The organism is Neisseria sp. HMSC068C04, from assembly GCF_001810105.1.
Taxonomy (GTDB): domain Bacteria; phylum Pseudomonadota; class Gammaproteobacteria; order Burkholderiales; family Neisseriaceae; genus Neisseria; species Neisseria flavescens_B.
The window spans coordinates 22925-38002 of the sequence record NZ_KV799997.1; the positions used below are offsets into that span (position 1 = coordinate 22925).

Here is a 15078-nt window from a genome sequence, read left to right on the forward strand (position 1 = left end):
ATGTTGTCTGACTGACGGTTTGATTATTTTTGAAACAAGATTGCTTCACGTCTAATCGGCTATTCACTGTCGGAAGGGTTTTCAGACGGCCGGTAACGGACTGAAAAACCATCCTTATAACGCATATCGACATACTCGATACGACTTTGTTTTTTACGCAGCAGCGATGGCCAAATCTGGGCAAACTGCTGCAAACGTTTGATTTCGTTTTCACGCCCCAAGCGCACGGTAATGCCGTTGTTCAATACAAGCAGCCATGCCGAACGCGGCGTGTAGATCAATTCTTTGATGGTCAGTTTCAACGGGCTCAAAATTCCGGAAAAGTCCGCATAATGTTTGACCATGTCTTTGCCTGTCCCCTGCTGCCCTTCAAATATAGGCAGGTCCTGTTTCAGGCTTGCGGCAAACACATTGCCCTTACTGTCCACCAAGCCGCCAGCGCGCCAGTGTGCAACCGGCACACGCTCGGTCAGGATAATTTCCACGGTTTCCGGAAAACGGCGGCGTACCATTGCCGAGTCAATCCAAGGCAATTCCTGAAAAGCGGCCTGCGCCGAATCAATATCGGCGCGGAACATATTACCCCTGATATGCTCTCGTGCAACGGTTTGCAATTCTTTGCTGGAAGCATATTTCAGCTTGCCCTGAATGGCAATCTGTTTCACAGGAAAATATTTGGAATTGTAAAGCCAAGCTATGCCCGAACCTATCAGCAGAAAGGTCATCAGCACCAATAGCCGGCGGGTCAACCGACCCAGTGCGCCTGCATCATCCCACATGAGCGGTCTTCAAAATCTCAATACATAAATCAGCAAAACCCACGCCGGTATGGCCTGCAGATTTTGGCACCAAACTGTGGCTGGTCATACCGGGCAAGGTATTGATTTCCAAGAGATACAGTTTACCGTCCGTATCTTTCAGAAAGTCCACGCGCGAACAGCCGTCCGCACCAATCGCCTGCGCGCCACGCACAGCGAGTTCGCGCATCAGGTTTTCCTCCGCCTCGCTCAAATCTTCCGACGGGCATTGATAAACCGTATCGTCGCGGTTGTATTTAGCCTCGTAGTCGTAAAACTCGGTAACCGGAATAATATGGATGCTCGGCAGGCCTTTGCCGTTCAATACCGGGCAAGAATACTCGCCGCCGCCGATAAAGCGTTCGGCAATGATTTCGCCCTGCAAGTGTTTCAATTCTTCGTAAACGCTTTTCAGACGGCCTTTTTCTTTTACTTTTACCACGCCGACGCTGCTGCCTTCTGAGGCAGGTTTCACAAACATCGGCAGGCCCAATTTTTTTTCAACAGCATCAAAGTCGCTGTCATCATGTAATACGGCAAACTCAGGAACAGGCAAACCCAAGGCCTGCCAAATTAGTTTGCAGCGGTATTTATCCATACCCAGCGCAGAAGCAGTCACGCCGCTGCCGGTGTAAGGAATACCCATCAGTTCCAACGCGCCTTGAATCGCGCCATCTTCGCCGAAAGTGCCGTGCAGAATATTGAAGGCCGTCTGAAAACCTTGTGTTTTCAACTCAGACAACGGGGTTTCTTTGGGGTCGAACGCATGGGCATCAACCCCTTTGCTTTTCAAGGCAGCTAAAATAGCGGCGCCGCTGTCCAGCGAAACTTCGCGCTCACTGGAGAAGCCACCCATCAACACGGCCACTTTGCCAAAATTCTGCATAATTTCCACTTTCTTAAATACTGATACAGGCCGTCTGAATATTGTTCAGACGACCTATCTGTCCTCAAAGGCCAATATGCCTGTTTATTATGATTGTTTCGACAATTCCACCAATGCAGACGGAACGCGGTTGATGCTGCCGGCACCCATATTCAGAACGACATCACCGTCTTGCAAAACATTCAGCAGCATTTGCGGCAGGTCGGCAACGTTTTCGCAGTAAATAGGCTCAAGTTTGCCCAATACGCGGATGGCACGTGCCAAGGCGCGGGAATCGGCTGCGGCAATCGGCTCTTCGCCTGCGGCATAAACTTCGGTCAACACCAAAGCATCAACGGTATTGAGGACTTTGGTGAAGTCTTCAAACAAATCACGTGTACGGGTATAGCGGTGCGGTTGGAAAGCCAAGACCAAGCGTTTTTCAGGGTATGCACCACGCGCAGCGGAAAGGGTTGCCGCCATTTCGACAGGATGGTGGCCATAATCGTCCACCAGCAAAGCGGTTCCGCCGTTTGGTAATTTGATGTCGCCATATTTTTGGAAGCGGCGGCCGACGCCTTCAAAGCCGAGCAAGCCTTTTTGGATCGCTTCAACCGATGCGCCAACTTCCAGCGCAACACCAATAGCCGCCAGCGCATTGAGGACGTTGTGGTGGCCGGGCATATTCAAAACAACTTCAAACGGCTCTTGCTCATGTCCTTTCATTTGAACATGAACGGTAAATTTCATTTGCGCGCCGATGTTTTCAATATCGGTTGCGTAGATATCGGCAGTATCATCCAAGCCGTAAGTAGCGTAAGGTTTGCTTACTTTGGGCAAAATCGCGCGGACGTGCTCGCTGTCGATACACAAAAATGCCTTACCATAAAACGGCATACGGTGGATAAAATCAACAAACGCCTGATGCAGCTTCTCAACGCTGTGGCCGTAAGTGTCCATGTGGTCTTCGTCGATATTGGTCACGACGGACATAATCGGAGTCAGGTACAGGAAAGAGGCATCGGATTCGTCAGCTTCTGCGACGATATATTCGCCTTTACCCAAACGGGCGTTGGTACCAGCGGCATTGAGTTTGCCACCGATAACGAAAGTCGGGTCGAGTCCTGCCGCACCGAGGATGGAAGCGGTCAGGCTGGTTGTCGTGGTTTTGCCGTGCGTACCGGCAATGGCGATGCCGTCACGGAAGCGCATCAATTCTGCTAACATCAGCGCGCGCGGAATCACGGGAATCTGCTGCTCCAACGCGGCAACAACTTCAGGATTGTCTTTTTTAACGGCAGTAGAGGTAACAACCACGTCGGCACCGTTGACGTGTTCGGCAGTATGGCCTGGGTAAACTTGGATGCCGAGAGCGCTCAAATGCTCGGTAACGGCATTACGCGCCTGATCCGAACCGGAAACTTTAAAGCCCAAATTGTGTAAAACTTCGGCAATACCGCTCATGCCGACGCCGCCAATTCCGACAAAATGGATGTTGGTCACTCGATTTTTCATCATAACGTTGCGTTCCGGTTGGTTTTTAGTGCGTAAAGGCGTTATTTTAAAGGGCTATCCGCTTCTGCGCTATGCTTTTATTGTAAAGGAATTTTAACAAAAGCAATAAAGGCCGTCTGAAACGCCGTTAATCAACTTTTCAGACGGCCTTTAATCGAAGTCTGCCTACTTATTCGGTACAGGATATGGCAATTTCCGCCACATCGTCCGCACTGTGCGGCAACGCCAGCGTACGGGCATTTTTCGCCCATTTCAGGCATTTTTCACGGTTTAATCCACCGAGGATTTCGGCCAGTTTTTCTGCCGTCAGTTGAGTTTGCGGCAGCAGCAAACCAGCTTCGGCCTGCACCATAAAACGCGCATTGGCTGTTTGGTGGTCGTCTACCGCGTGCGGATACGGCACCAGCAATGCACCCAAACCTGCAACCGTCAGCTCGGCAATCGTCAGCGCGCCGGCACGGCAAATCACCAAATCGGCATCACGGTAGGCCGACACCATATCAGTAATAAATTCGACGCACTCGGCCTGTACACCCAACGCATCGTAATCCGCCTGCAGGTTGCCCAATTTATTGCGGCCAGACTGATGATACATTTGCGGACGTGCCGCCTCAGGCAATAATGCCAAAGCCTGCGGAACGGTTTTGTTCAACACATCCGCCCCCAAACTACCACCCACCACCAAAACTTTCAGACGGCCTTGACGGTTTTCAAAGCGTTCTTCAGGAACAGGCAATGCCGCAATATCGGCACGGACAGGATTACCTACCAATCCGCCTTCATGTTGAAAGGCTTTCGGGAAAGCATACAGGACACGTTTTGCCCAACGCGACAGTTGGCGGTTGGACAAACCGGCTACGGCGTTTTGCTCGTGAATCACAATCGGCACACCGGAAATTTTTGCCGCCAAGCCACCGGGGAAAGTAACAAAACCGCCAAAACCGATCACACACTCGACACGGTGTTTCTTAATAATCTGCTGCGCCGCACGGACGGTTTTATACAGCGTAAACGGCAACATCAGCTTGCGCTTAATACCGTTGCCGCGGATGCCTTTAATGGCCAGCGTTTCCAAGCGTATGCCGTATTGCGGCACGATACGCTCTTCCATCGAATCCTGACTGCCCAGCCAAATCACATGATGGCCGCGCTTCTGCAGCGACTCGGCAACCGCCAATGCAGGGAAAATATGACCGCCCGTACCGCCGGCCATCAGCATAAAAGTTTTACCGCTCATGGTTTTACTCCACCGAATAACCGCGCATTTTTTGGCGGTTTTCATAATCAATGCGCAATAACAAAGTAACGCACACCAGCATGATAAAGACAGCCGAACCGCCGTAAGACATAAACGGCAAAGTCAGGCCTTTAGTGGGCAGGATACCGATGTTTACACCGATATTGAAGAAACTTTGAATACCAATCCAAATACCGATACCGTTGGCAATGTACGCGCTGAACATCAAGCCCGAATCACGCGCCTGCTTGCCGATGGAAAACGCACGCCACACCAGCCAGCCGTAGCAGAACACCAAAACCAGCATCCCGACAAAGCCAAATTCCTCGCCGATGACGGCAAAAATAAAGTCCGTATGCGCTTCAGGCAGATAGAAACGTTTTTCCAAACTCGCACCCAAGCCCTCGCCAAACCAGCCGCCGCGCGCAATCGCCATTAAGGAATGCGTCAGCTGATAGCCTTTACCCAACGGATCGCTCCAAGGGTCCAAAAACGCCGCCACACGTGCCATACGGTAAGGCGCGGCCAAAATCAACAAGCCCATACCACTCACAACGGTCGCCACCAATACGGCAAAATACTTCCACGGAAAACCTGCCAAAAACAGCATACCCATGGTAATCACGACAATCACGACAAACGAGCCAAAGTCCGGCTGGCCCATAATCAAAACCAAACCGACCGCCACCAACATAATCGGCAGAATCAAGGTCTTAAACTTGCGGAAGCGTTCCTTTACCCTTACCCAAGCTTCACTTTTAAAAGGGCTGCACACCAAATCGCTAATACCGGTAAACAAAGACGACCAACCCAAAGAATCCAAATCGCGCAACATTTCTTCACGGCGCGTAAATAGGCTGGACAAATACAAGACCGTCGCCAATTTGAAAAATTCGGTCGGTTGCAAATTGAGCGGCCCGATATGAATCCAGCGCGTCGCGCCGTTAATCTCACGGCCTACAAACAAAACCAGCAACAACAGCAAACCCGAAACAGCAAAATAAAACGGAATAATCCGCCGCCAGAAGCTCATCTTCAGCAGGAAAAGCGGCAAGCATATGGCCACCGTAAACAGGATAAACATTGCCTGCTTAGACACAAAAGAAAACTGGCTGCCCCCTTCCGATGCCGCATACGCAATAGAAGCCGAATAAATCATAATCAGGCTGAAGACCGTCATTAAGACGACCATCCACAAGAGAGAAACATCAAACTTCCGACCATCGCGCGCAATCGGCCGGTCAAGCATTTTGGAAAGACTAATCATGAAAACATCCGTAACGGCTTGAATAAAATATTCAGACGGCCTGCAAATGGGCAAGAGGCCGTCTGAAAAAATGAATTGACGTTATTTTAAAGGTTTATTTCCAAACCAACAATTCAGATTCTTTAAAGATGTCGGATTCTGACGTTCTTTGCGCCCTCCCCTACCCTTTGATATCGGCAAAAGGTCGTCTGAAATCGCTTTTATGTTTTCAGATAGCCTTGTATAAATCTTTTCTTCAGGAAATAGGCTACTTTTTATCCCATGCAAACCCTACGCCAACTGCGGTATTTCCGCCCACGGCTGTATCTGTTCCAACTGCGCGGCGAGGCTAAGCAGCGTGTCTTCGCGCCCGTGTGCGGCGGCGAACTGGGTACCGACAGGCAGCCCGTTATGCCGGTAAAGCGGCACGCTCATGGCGGGGTTGCCGCTCATGTTCAGCGGCGACGTATAGCCGACGTATTGCAGCGTCGTGGCGGCTTCATTTTCTAAAAACGGGTTGTGTTTCAACAGAAAACCCAAGCGCAGCGTGCCAAACAGCAGGCGCATGGCTTTTTGTGCGGCGGGCGGCGGCATCATCTCGCCGATTTTCGGCGTGGTGCGCGGGCAGACGGGCGTCATCAACACGTCGTAGCGTGTGAAAAATGCTTTGGCGGCACGTTCCTGCGCCAGCATCACGTCACGCGCCCAAGCCATTTCACCCGCGCTGATTTGCCGCACCTGCAGAATCATTGCCCACGTTGTCGGCTCAAGCAGGTGATGCGGCAGTTTTTGTCCGGTTTCGTATTGATATTGGTAGAACAGTTTTGCCGTTTCGCCCATGACGATGATGCGGGCGGCTCGGTTGAGCTGTTCAGGCGGTGCAAAATCGGGCGTGGCTTCTTCCAATTCGTGTCCCGCGTCTTGCATCAGTTTCAAACTATGGGCGAACGCGACTTCCGTGCCTTCGTCGTTGCCGCCGCCAAACCATGCCTGTTTCCAAAAAGCGATTTTCAGACGACCTGTTTCTAGTTTCAGGCTGTCTGCAAAACCGTTTTCGGGCGGCGGCGGGCAGGCATACAGGGCGCGGGCTTGGGTTTGGGCGGCGATGTCCAGCAAAACCGCGCTGTCGCGCACGCTGCGGGTCAACACATGGTCGCATACCAAGCCTTGCCATGCCTCCGATGCGTTCGGCGCGTAACTGCTGCGGCCGCGCGTGGGTTTCAGCCCGAACACGCCGCAGTTGTGCGCGGGTAAGCGAATGGAGCCGCCACCGTCGCTGCCGTGCGCTGCGGGTACGACGCCCGAAGCCACTGCCGCCGCCGCGCCTCCGCTGCTGCCGCCCGCGGTGTAATCCAAATGCCACGGATTGCGCGTGATGCCGTAAATTTCGGTTTCGGTAACGGGATACGCGCCCCATTCGGGCGTGGTGGTTTTGCCGAACACGCGCAGCCCCGCATCGAGATAGGCTTGGGTCAAATCGCTGTTTTGCTTGGCAATGTAATGCTGCATCATGCGCGAACCCGACCATGTCGGCGCGCCTTCCCAATCCGCCAGCAGGTCTTTAAGCAAAAACGGCACGCCCGCCAGCGGCGTATCGGCATTTTCAGACGACCCCTGCCACGCCGCCGCGCGTTCGCGCAAATCATGCGCCAACAGATTGAGCTTGGGATTGACTTCGTCCAAGCGGTTTAAAGCAGCCTGCAACACTTCATCGGCGGAGACTTCTTTTTTGCGGATCAGCTCTGCCAAACCGACGGCATCGTAACGGATGTAGTCTTGAAAATTCATGGGTTTTCCTTTCGGATTGATGAACACACGTTTTTTCGGTCAGGCATGGCTGCCCGCCTTTTCGCCGTTTGCCCGCATAGGCAATTTTTAAGAAACAGTAACACCGGATAAAAGCAAAGAACAAGTTTGCCGTTGCTGCAAAAAGGTCGTCTGAAACCGCTTTTATGTTTTCAGACGACCTTTGAGGCAATGGCGCACAATGTTTACGGCAGAATCTCAATTTCTGCGTTGTGTTTCACGCTGCGGTAGAGTTCGTCGATTTCCTCGTCCGTTACCGCGATGCAGCCGTTGGTCCAGTCTTTTTGCAGGTGTTTTTTGCCGATAAAACCCCAGCCGTTTTTCATGCCGTGGATTTTAATCAGCCCGCCCGGGCTTTTGCCTTGTGCCGCCGCGTAGGCTTTATCGGCTTCGCTGGGATAGGAAACGCCGAGGTTTTTGTGGTATCCGCTGTTGGGATTGCGCTCATTGATGCGGTATTTTCCTTCGGGCGTTTTGCCGTCGCCTTCAAACTGTTTATGCCCGACTGGTTGCTTGCCCAACGAAATGGGATAGGTTTTCAGCAGCCTGCCTTGCGAGTACGCCGACATGGTGCGCTTGCTTTTATGCACAACCAATCTGTCGATAACTGCATCTTCTGGCAACGGCGTTTCGCTTGGCGTGGCAACAGTAGTCGTGGAACGAATCGGCGCAGCAAACCAGAACACCGAAGCGGCGACAGCCAAAAGTACGACTGTCGCCAAGCAGATTTTCAACCCTCTTTTCATGTTTCAGATGGCCTCATAAAGCCTTAAACGCTTCGATAAACACTTCCGAACGGTGCGCATAGCCTTTAAACATATCAAAGCTCGCACAAGCGGGACTGAGCAACACAATATCGCCCGCTTCGGCTTGGGCGTATGCCGTCTGAACGGCTTCTTCCAAAGTGGCACAGTCGGTCATATTCAGACCGCAACCGTCCAAATCGCGGCGGATTTGCGGCGCATCGACACCAATCAGGAACACGCCTTTTGCCTTGCCGGCAAGCGCGTCGCGCAGGGGCGTGAAGTCCTGCCCTTTGCCCATGCCGCCCAAAATCACGAAGAGCGGATTTTGCAAACCGGCAATCGCGGCGGCGGTCGCGCCGACGTTCGTGCCTTTGCTGTCGTCGATGAACACTACGCCGTTTTTCTCGCCGATTTTTTCCACGCGGTGCGGCAGGCCTTGGAAGGTTTTAACGTGTTCGAGCAATTCATTTCGTGGCAAACCGATAGCCTCACATAAAGCCACGGCAGCCATAACATTGGCGGCATTGTGCAAGCCTTGCAGCGGAATGTCTTGTGTGGCAATCAAATCTTCATTGCCTTGTTTCAGGCGGCCTGTCTCGCACTCCAACCAAAAATCGGCTTTATGTTCCAACGAAAACCATTTCACATCGCGCCCGGCACGCTTCATCGCACGGCAGAACGCATCGTCTGCATTCAAAACCTGCACGCCATCGCCACGGAAAATCTTGGCTTTGGTATGCGCGTAGTCGAGCAAGCCATCGTAGCGGTCGAGATGGTCTTCGGAAATGTTCAATACCGTCGCCGCAGTCGGGCGCAGGCTTTCGGTGTTTTCCAGTTGGAAGCTGGAAAGCTCCAACACCCACACGTCCGCCTTTTTGCCTTCGCGCTGCAATTCCGCCTCCAAAACCGGCGTACCGATATTGCCCGCGATAACGGTATCCAGCCCGCACTTGATGCAGAGATAGCCGACCAAGCTCGTTACCGTGGTTTTGCCGTTGCTGCCGGTAATCGCAATCACCTTATCGCCGCGGCGGTTCACAATATCCGCCAGCAATTCAATGTCGCCCAACACGCGTCCGCCGTTTCGCTTAAAGACCTCGATATCCGGCTGCCGCTCGCTGATGCCGGGACTGAGCGCCAGAATATCGAAACCGTTGTCCAGCGCATCTTTCAGACAGCCCGTGTAAAACACCAGCCCGTCAAACATCTTACCGATTTGCGACACGCGCTCAGCTTTCAGCTCCGCATCATAAGCGGCAACCTCCGCACCGTTTTTGCGCAGGTAGGCGATCATGGAAATACCCGTGCCGCCAAGCCCGGCGACGAGGATTTTTTTATTTTGGAAAGTCATTTTGGTTTTGTCCTAGTTTTTTCAGACGGCCTTTAGAAAAATTCAATATCCTGCCTGATTCAATTTTCGATAAGCATCACAACCTGGTTGGAATCCATTATCACAAGCCTTACCAAACCATTCTTTAGCAATCTTATAGTTCTGACGAACTCCTAACCCATTGGCATACATCACACCCAAATTAAATTGGGCTTGTGCAAACCCTTGTTCTGCAGCCTTGCGATACCACTGCACTGCCTGTATATAGTCCTGACGAACTCCTTGCCCATTGTCGTACATCACACCCAAATTAAATTGGGCTTGTGCAAACCCTTGTTCTGCAGCCTTGCGAAACCACTTCACTATCTGTACATAGTCTTGACGGACTCCCTGTCCGTTGTAATACATCAAACCTAAATTAAATTGGGCTTCTGCAATCCCTTGTTCTGCCGCCTTGCGATACCATCTGACCGCTTCAACATAGTCTTTGTGGACACTTTGTCCTTTTTCATACATCACACCCAAATTGTATTGGGCTTTAGCATTTCCTTGCTTCGCAACTTGAAACGTTTCCTTAAAATCCGGCACATTATCAGCCCAAGCTGCCTGCACCAAGCCCAAAGATAACAGGGCTACCATCATTTTTTTTAATAATTTATTCATTTTTAAATCCATTACATTCAGATTATTGTTTCTGTTTTATCCTAGTTTTTTCAGACGGCATTTCATAAACCGCTCAATAACCCGATTCTAAACGACGGTAACCGTCACATCCTAGCTGATTACCGTTATTACATGCCATACCGAGCCACGCTTTGGCAACTCTTAGATTTTGGCGGACACCTTGTCCATTAGCATACATCGCACCCACATTGTATTGGGCTTTGACATGACCTTGCATTGCTGCCTTTTCAATCCACTTCACTGCCTGCACATAGTTTTGACGGACTCCTTGTCCATTGGCATACATCACACCTAAATTATATTGGGCTTTGACATCACCCTGCTTTGTAGCTTTACGATACCATTTAACCGCTTCGACATAGTCTTGGCGTACACCTTGTCCATCGGTATACATCACACCTAAATTATATTGGGCTTGAGCATCACCCTGTTCTGCCGCTTTTCTATACCATTTTGCCGCTTCGACATAGTCTTGGATCATACCTTGCCCATTAGCATACATCACACCTAAATTAAGTTGGGCTTCAGCACTTCCTTGTTCCGCTGCTTTATGGAACCATTTTGCCGCTTCAGCATAGTCTTGATGTACGCCTTGTCCGTTGACATACATTACACCCAAATTGGATTGGGCAGCTGCATCCCCTTGTTCTGCTGCCTTGCGAAACCACCGCACTGCCTCTGCATAATCTTGGCGCACACCTTTTCCGTTGACATACATCAACCCCAAATTAGATTGTGCTCGGGTATCTCCCTGTTTCGCTGCTTTACGATACCACTTGACCGCTTCAGCATAGTCTTGGCGCACGCCTTGTCCATCAGCATACATTACACCCAAAATATATTGAGCAGGAACATAACCTTGTTCCGCCACCCACAAAATTTTCTGAACGTCAGGAACCTCTTCCGCATACACTGTTTGTCCTATACAGAAAACCAGCAAGGCTACCATCATTTTTTTTAATAATTTATTCATTCTAAAATCCATTTCTTTCAAATTATTATTTCTGTGTTATCCAAGAAGTCTCAGACGGCCTTAACTAGCGAATCCTTCAAAAAATCCGTTGACATCATAGCTGGCTAAAATCTGCTGTAATTCCGGTGCGCGCACCCATGGGTCAACTGCCATCGGCGGCATAGGCGGTTCGACACCGTCTTCGTTTTGGTTACGGCACCAATCTGCCATGGCAAAAACTTGGATTAAAACAGGTTCGGCAAGTGCTTTGTCGATGTCCAGTTCGCTCATGGCTTGAGCAAAGCAGGCGATCCATTCGTTGCGGACTTGTACGTTGACGGCAAAAGGCATATGGCGGGCGCGCAGTTGGGGATGTCCGTATTTTTCGACAAAAAGTTGCGGGCCGCCGAGCCAGCCGCTGAAAAATTCATAGAGTTTTTCGCGTATCAGGGTCATGTCTTCGCCGTGCATTTGGCGCAAGGCTTGGTATTGCGGCTCGAGTTCCATCAAGTCGTAGAAACGGTCGGTCAGGGTGCGGATGCCGGTTGCGCCGCCAAAAGATTGGTACATGTTTGGGGACTTTCTGTGTGGATTATTGCGGGATTTATTTTGAGATGTAGGATTCAGGCAAGCATGCTTACCTTACATAATGGCCGTCTGAAAGTTTCAGACGGCCTTTGGAGATTTAGCGGATTTTGAGGGTACTTAAACCAATCAGCACCAAGACGATGGTGATAATCCAGAAACGGACGACGACTTGGGTTTCTTTCCAGCCTTTTTGTTCGTAATGGTGATGAATCGGCGCCATCAGAAAGATGCGTTTTTTGGTGCGTTTGTACCAACCGACCTGTAACATAACGGAAATGGCTTCAACAACAAACAGGCCACCCATGATGACGAGGACAAATTCTTGGCGGATGATGACGGCAACGGTACCGAGTGCCGCGCCAAGCGCGAGCGCGCCGACGTCGCCCATAAAGACTTGTGCCGGATAGGCGTTAAACCACAAAAAGCCGAGACATGCGCCACACATGGCGGTACAGAAAATCACCACTTCGTTTGCGCCGGCAACGTAAGGCAATTGCAGGTATTGGGCAAATTGGGAGTGGCCGCTGGCATAAGCAAAGATGGCAAGACCGGCTGCAACAAGTACAACGGGGAATGCGGCCAAGCCGTCCAAACCGTCGGTCAGGTTAACGGCATTGGATGTGCCGACGATGGTCAAGTAAGACAATACCAAGAAGCCGACCACGCCAAGCGGCAAGGCAACTTGTTTGAAGAAGGGAACAATCAGGATATTGTTGGCGGAATTTGTCGCAAGGTAGAACAATGCCAAACCGGCAATGATGGCAACGCTGGACTGCCACACCATTTTAAATTTGGCAGACACGCCGTTAGGGTCTTTATAAACCACTTTGCGCCAGTCGTCGTAAAAACCGAGTGCGCCGGTAGCGAGCAAGACTCCTAAGAGAATCCAGATATAAGGATTTGCCCAGTTGCCCCACAAGATTGTGGACACGGTAATGGCGGTCAAAATCAGCGAGCCGCCCATGGTTGGCGTACCGTTTTTGATCAGGTGGGTTTGAGGACCGTCGGTACGGACGGCTTGGCCGACTTTAAGCGCAGTCAGCTTGCGGATGGTCCACGGACCCAACAATAATGAAAATACCAGTGCAGTCAGCGCGGCCATCACGGCACGAAATGTGGTGTATTGAAAAATATTCAGGCCGGTTAACCAGTTACTGAAATGTGCGAGCCATAAAAACATGGGGCTTCCTTTTTTGTTTTTGTTGTTACAGCGGGCTTATTGCCCAATTAAAAATAAATCGGTATGCCGTCTGAAATTGCAGACGGCCTTGTTAAGTAAGATTATTTCTCTACCACACAAATCGGATAGTTTCCAGGATTCTTTCCGCCGCCCAAATCCAAGCAGGTATCTTCATAAATAAATGCCTGTACTTTCATTCCGGCATAAAACGCGGTAATCAGCAAACCAACCAATAGTAAAATCTTTTTCATATTTCAGACGGCCTTTTACGCGGTTGTTGCTGCCAATGCCTCAACCACTTCTTCCATCTTCATAAAGCGCGAGCCTTTGACCAACACAGTAGCGTGTTCAGGCAAATCGTGGCTCAACACTTGGATCAGCGGATCTTTGTCTGCAAACCACAAACCTTCCGCGCCAAATGTCTCTGCCGCTTCAACGCTGTTGTCGCCGACAAAATACGCGGCCTCGATGCCTTTATCCCGTGCATACGCGCCAACTTCAGCATGCATGGCGGCGGCTTCATCCTCACCTAATTCGCCCATATCGCCCATCACAAAAATACGCGGCGCAGGCATAGCGGCGAGCACATCAATGGCGGCTTTCATGCTGTCGGGGTTTGCATTATAAGTATCGTCAATCAAAGTTGTATCTTTAATGCCTTGCTTGATATTCAGACGGCCTTTGATATTTCTGAAATTTTTCAGGCCGTCTGAAACTTCGGCAAGGCTCAAACCTGCCGCCAAAGCCAAAGCAGCAGCCGCTACGGCATTATGCACATTGTGACGGCCAGGGACTGGCAATACCACGGCAACACGTTCATTGCCGCACACCAAATCAAATTCGCAGGACAACGGTTTCAACTCAATATTTTCCGCATGGATATCGCCACTGGCAACGCCGAAAGTCTGAGCGTTTAATTGCACAGTAGCAGCTTCAAATGTAGCGATATTGGCATCTTCACACGGAATCAGCGCAATGCCGTCTGAAAGCAAACCTTCGTAGATTTCACTTTTGGCTTTGGCAATATCACTGACACCATCAAAACCGCAACCGACATGCGCGCGCAAAGCGTTATTGACCAGAGCAACATTCGGACCGGCGATTCGGGTCAGCAAAGACAATTCGCCAAAATGGTTCATGCCCATTTCGATGACGGCATAGCGGTTTTTTTCATTCAGTTTCAACAAAGTCAGCGGCAGGCCGATATGGTTGTTGAAATTACCGGCAGTCGCCAACACGGCTTCATCACCGAATCGATGACGCAATACGCCGGCCAACATCTCTTTAACCGTCGTTTTACCGGAAGAGCCGGTAATGCCGAAGACAAACGGATTCACATTTTCACGCCACGCCTTCGCCAGTTTTTGCAAAGCCACAAGCGTATCGTCAACCTTCAATGCGCCTTTCAAAGCCGCACAATCTTCGCGCGAAACCACAACTGCCGTTGCCCCCGCTACCAACGCATCTTCAACAAAGTCATGCGCGTCAAAGCGCTCGCCGGCAAGCGCGAAAAATACGTCGCCTTCCTGAATATCGCGGCTGTCTGTAACGATACGCGAAACAGGTTGATTTTCAGACGGCATCGGAAGGTTGAGGGTTTGGCAGATGAAATTTAGGTCTAATGGTTTCATGGTTGTGTTTCTTGTCCTTGTTCTAACGGCTCCACATTTTTATCCGTATTTTGGGAAACCATTTTTAAATGACGATAATTGCGTCCTGCCAGCACAATAAAAAGAATAGCGGCAAAATTTACACCGACAGTAAGCTTATTTATTGTGAGGCTGAATGATAGTTTCAATACACTATCTATATAAAATACAAAAGAAAATACATCGCTTGCAAAAGCAATCTGCAATATGCATGGTATGTACACATATGTCATTCTCTTAAAACCTACTGCACGGTATTTAAACGCATTCCATGCTGCAGACAGCGCTAACACACCCAGAACGAAAATTAAAACTCCAAACAGCACAGACCATGCCATGTTGTTGATCAGTCCCTGCACACCCAGAACTCCTGCCAGAACTACCCAAGTCACGCCCTGCACAAAAGTCAACCATGCCATAAATTTGCCGCTTTTAGGCAATTTTTTATAATCAGGAAAGGTATTAAAAAACCAACTTTTCATA

Annotated in this window: 15 protein-coding genes; all 15 read right to left on the minus strand. The window is 50.3% G+C overall.

Going from position 1 to position 15078, the window contains the following annotated elements; translation table 11 throughout:
• Positions 1-59: 59 nt before the first annotated feature.
• The 15 genes from HMPREF2700_RS09575 to HMPREF2700_RS09640 all read right to left on the minus strand — a co-directional run bounded on the left by HMPREF2700_RS09575 (position 60) and on the right by HMPREF2700_RS09640 (position 15077).
• On the minus strand, positions 60-779 hold the full coding sequence (locus tag HMPREF2700_RS09575) for a cell division protein FtsQ/DivIB (protein WP_049328386.1): 720 nt from the start codon (positions 777-779) through the stop codon (positions 60-62).
• The gene (locus tag HMPREF2700_RS09580; RefSeq protein WP_070591752.1) at positions 769-1683 is read right to left on the minus strand and encodes a D-alanine--D-alanine ligase; all 915 of its coding nucleotides are present in this window, start codon (positions 1681-1683) and stop codon (positions 769-771) included. Before HMPREF2700_RS09580 ends, HMPREF2700_RS09575 begins: the two co-directional genes overlap by 11 nt.
• 87 nt (positions 1684-1770) lie before the next feature.
• Entirely contained in the window at positions 1771-3180 is a 1410-nt protein-coding gene (murC, locus tag HMPREF2700_RS09585; protein ID WP_070591753.1) for a UDP-N-acetylmuramate--L-alanine ligase, read from the minus strand.
• Positions 3181-3346: 166 nt separating this feature from the next.
• Positions 3347-4414, minus strand: a complete 1068-nt coding sequence (gene murG / locus HMPREF2700_RS09590; RefSeq protein WP_070591755.1) for an undecaprenyldiphospho-muramoylpentapeptide beta-N-acetylglucosaminyltransferase — start codon at positions 4412-4414, stop codon at positions 3347-3349.
• A gap of 4 nt (positions 4415-4418) precedes the next feature.
• Positions 4419-5681: a putative lipid II flippase FtsW gene (ftsW, locus tag HMPREF2700_RS09595; RefSeq protein ID WP_070591756.1), complete on the minus strand. Its 1263-nt coding sequence runs from the start codon at positions 5679-5681 to the stop codon at positions 4419-4421.
• Between the two features lie 270 nt (positions 5682-5951).
• Complete coding sequence (locus HMPREF2700_RS09600) at positions 5952-7448, minus strand: amidase (protein WP_070591758.1); 1497 nt, start codon at positions 7446-7448, stop codon at positions 5952-5954.
• A 203-nt stretch (positions 7449-7651) separates the two neighbouring features.
• Positions 7652-8212 (minus strand): L,D-transpeptidase family protein, encoded by a 561-nt coding sequence (locus HMPREF2700_RS09605; protein ID WP_070591760.1) that lies wholly within the window; start codon positions 8210-8212, stop codon positions 7652-7654.
• A gap of 13 nt (positions 8213-8225) precedes the next feature.
• Positions 8226-9563 (minus strand): UDP-N-acetylmuramoyl-L-alanine--D-glutamate ligase, encoded by a 1338-nt coding sequence (gene murD, locus HMPREF2700_RS09610; RefSeq protein ID WP_070591761.1) that lies wholly within the window; start codon positions 9561-9563, stop codon positions 8226-8228.
• 42 nt (positions 9564-9605) lie between these two features.
• Positions 9606-10205: a tetratricopeptide repeat protein gene (locus HMPREF2700_RS09615; protein WP_070591763.1), complete on the minus strand. Its 600-nt coding sequence runs from the start codon at positions 10203-10205 to the stop codon at positions 9606-9608.
• Positions 10206-10278: 73 nt separating this feature from the next.
• Positions 10279-11199 carry an SEL1-like repeat protein gene (locus HMPREF2700_RS09620; RefSeq protein WP_070591764.1) on the minus strand — a complete coding sequence of 307 codons (921 nt, stop codon included), beginning with the start codon at positions 11197-11199 and terminating at the stop codon, positions 10279-10281.
• A gap of 60 nt (positions 11200-11259) precedes the next feature.
• On the minus strand, positions 11260-11748 hold the full coding sequence (locus HMPREF2700_RS09625; RefSeq protein WP_070591766.1) for a group II truncated hemoglobin: 489 nt from the start codon (positions 11746-11748) through the stop codon (positions 11260-11262).
• Between the two features lie 115 nt (positions 11749-11863).
• Complete coding sequence (mraY, locus tag HMPREF2700_RS09630; protein WP_003685861.1) at positions 11864-12946, minus strand: phospho-N-acetylmuramoyl-pentapeptide-transferase; 1083 nt, start codon at positions 12944-12946, stop codon at positions 11864-11866.
• A gap of 101 nt (positions 12947-13047) precedes the next feature.
• Positions 13048-13197, minus strand: coding sequence for a hypothetical protein (locus tag HMPREF2700_RS11840; RefSeq protein WP_168162742.1), 150 nt, complete (start codon positions 13195-13197; stop codon positions 13048-13050).
• A gap of 15 nt (positions 13198-13212) precedes the next feature.
• A complete protein-coding gene (gene murF / locus HMPREF2700_RS09635; RefSeq protein ID WP_070591768.1) occupies positions 13213-14577 on the minus strand; it encodes a UDP-N-acetylmuramoyl-tripeptide--D-alanyl-D-alanine ligase in 1365 nt (454 codons plus the stop codon).
• Positions 14574-15077: a hypothetical protein gene (locus tag HMPREF2700_RS09640; protein WP_070591769.1), complete on the minus strand. Its 504-nt coding sequence runs from the start codon at positions 15075-15077 to the stop codon at positions 14574-14576. Before HMPREF2700_RS09640 ends, murF begins: the two co-directional genes overlap by 4 nt.
• Position 15078 lies beyond the last annotated feature (1 nt).

What these genes read in the sequence shown, in the direction of transcription:
- HMPREF2700_RS09575 (WP_049328386.1), bottom strand. Translation starts at nt 779, where the DNA reads ATGTGGGATGATGCAGGCGCACTGGGTCGGTTGACCCGCCGGCTATTG.
- HMPREF2700_RS09580 (WP_070591752.1), bottom strand. Translation starts at nt 1,683, where the DNA reads ATGCAGAATTTTGGCAAAGTGGCCGTGTTGATGGGTGGCTTCTCCAGT.
- murC (WP_070591753.1), bottom strand. Translation starts at nt 3,180, where the DNA reads ATGATGAAAAATCGAGTGACCAACATCCATTTTGTCGGAATTGGCGGC.
- murG (WP_070591755.1), bottom strand. Translation starts at nt 4,414, where the DNA reads ATGAGCGGTAAAACTTTTATGCTGATGGCCGGCGGTACGGGCGGTCAT.
- ftsW (WP_070591756.1), bottom strand. Translation starts at nt 5,681, where the DNA reads ATGATTAGTCTTTCCAAAATGCTTGACCGGCCGATTGCGCGCGATGGT.
- HMPREF2700_RS09600 (WP_070591758.1), bottom strand. Translation starts at nt 7,448, where the DNA reads ATGAATTTTCAAGACTACATCCGTTACGATGCCGTCGGTTTGGCAGAG.
- HMPREF2700_RS09605 (WP_070591760.1), bottom strand. Translation starts at nt 8,212, where the DNA reads ATGAAAAGAGGGTTGAAAATCTGCTTGGCGACAGTCGTACTTTTGGCT.
- murD (WP_070591761.1), bottom strand. Translation starts at nt 9,563, where the DNA reads ATGACTTTCCAAAATAAAAAAATCCTCGTCGCCGGGCTTGGCGGCACG.
- HMPREF2700_RS09615 (WP_070591763.1), bottom strand. Translation starts at nt 10,205, where the DNA reads ATGAATAAATTATTAAAAAAAATGATGGTAGCCCTGTTATCTTTGGGC.
- HMPREF2700_RS09620 (WP_070591764.1), bottom strand. Translation starts at nt 11,199, where the DNA reads ATGAATAAATTATTAAAAAAAATGATGGTAGCCTTGCTGGTTTTCTGT.
- HMPREF2700_RS09625 (WP_070591766.1), bottom strand. Translation starts at nt 11,748, where the DNA reads ATGTACCAATCTTTTGGCGGCGCAACCGGCATCCGCACCCTGACCGAC.
- mraY (WP_003685861.1), bottom strand. Translation starts at nt 12,946, where the DNA reads ATGTTTTTATGGCTCGCACATTTCAGTAACTGGTTAACCGGCCTGAAT.
- HMPREF2700_RS11840 (WP_168162742.1), bottom strand. Translation starts at nt 13,197, where the DNA reads ATGAAAAAGATTTTACTATTGGTTGGTTTGCTGATTACCGCGTTTTAT.
- murF (WP_070591768.1), bottom strand. Translation starts at nt 14,577, where the DNA reads ATGAAACCATTAGACCTAAATTTCATCTGCCAAACCCTCAACCTTCCG.
- HMPREF2700_RS09640 (WP_070591769.1), bottom strand. Translation starts at nt 15,077, where the DNA reads ATGAAAAGTTGGTTTTTTAATACCTTTCCTGATTATAAAAAATTGCCT.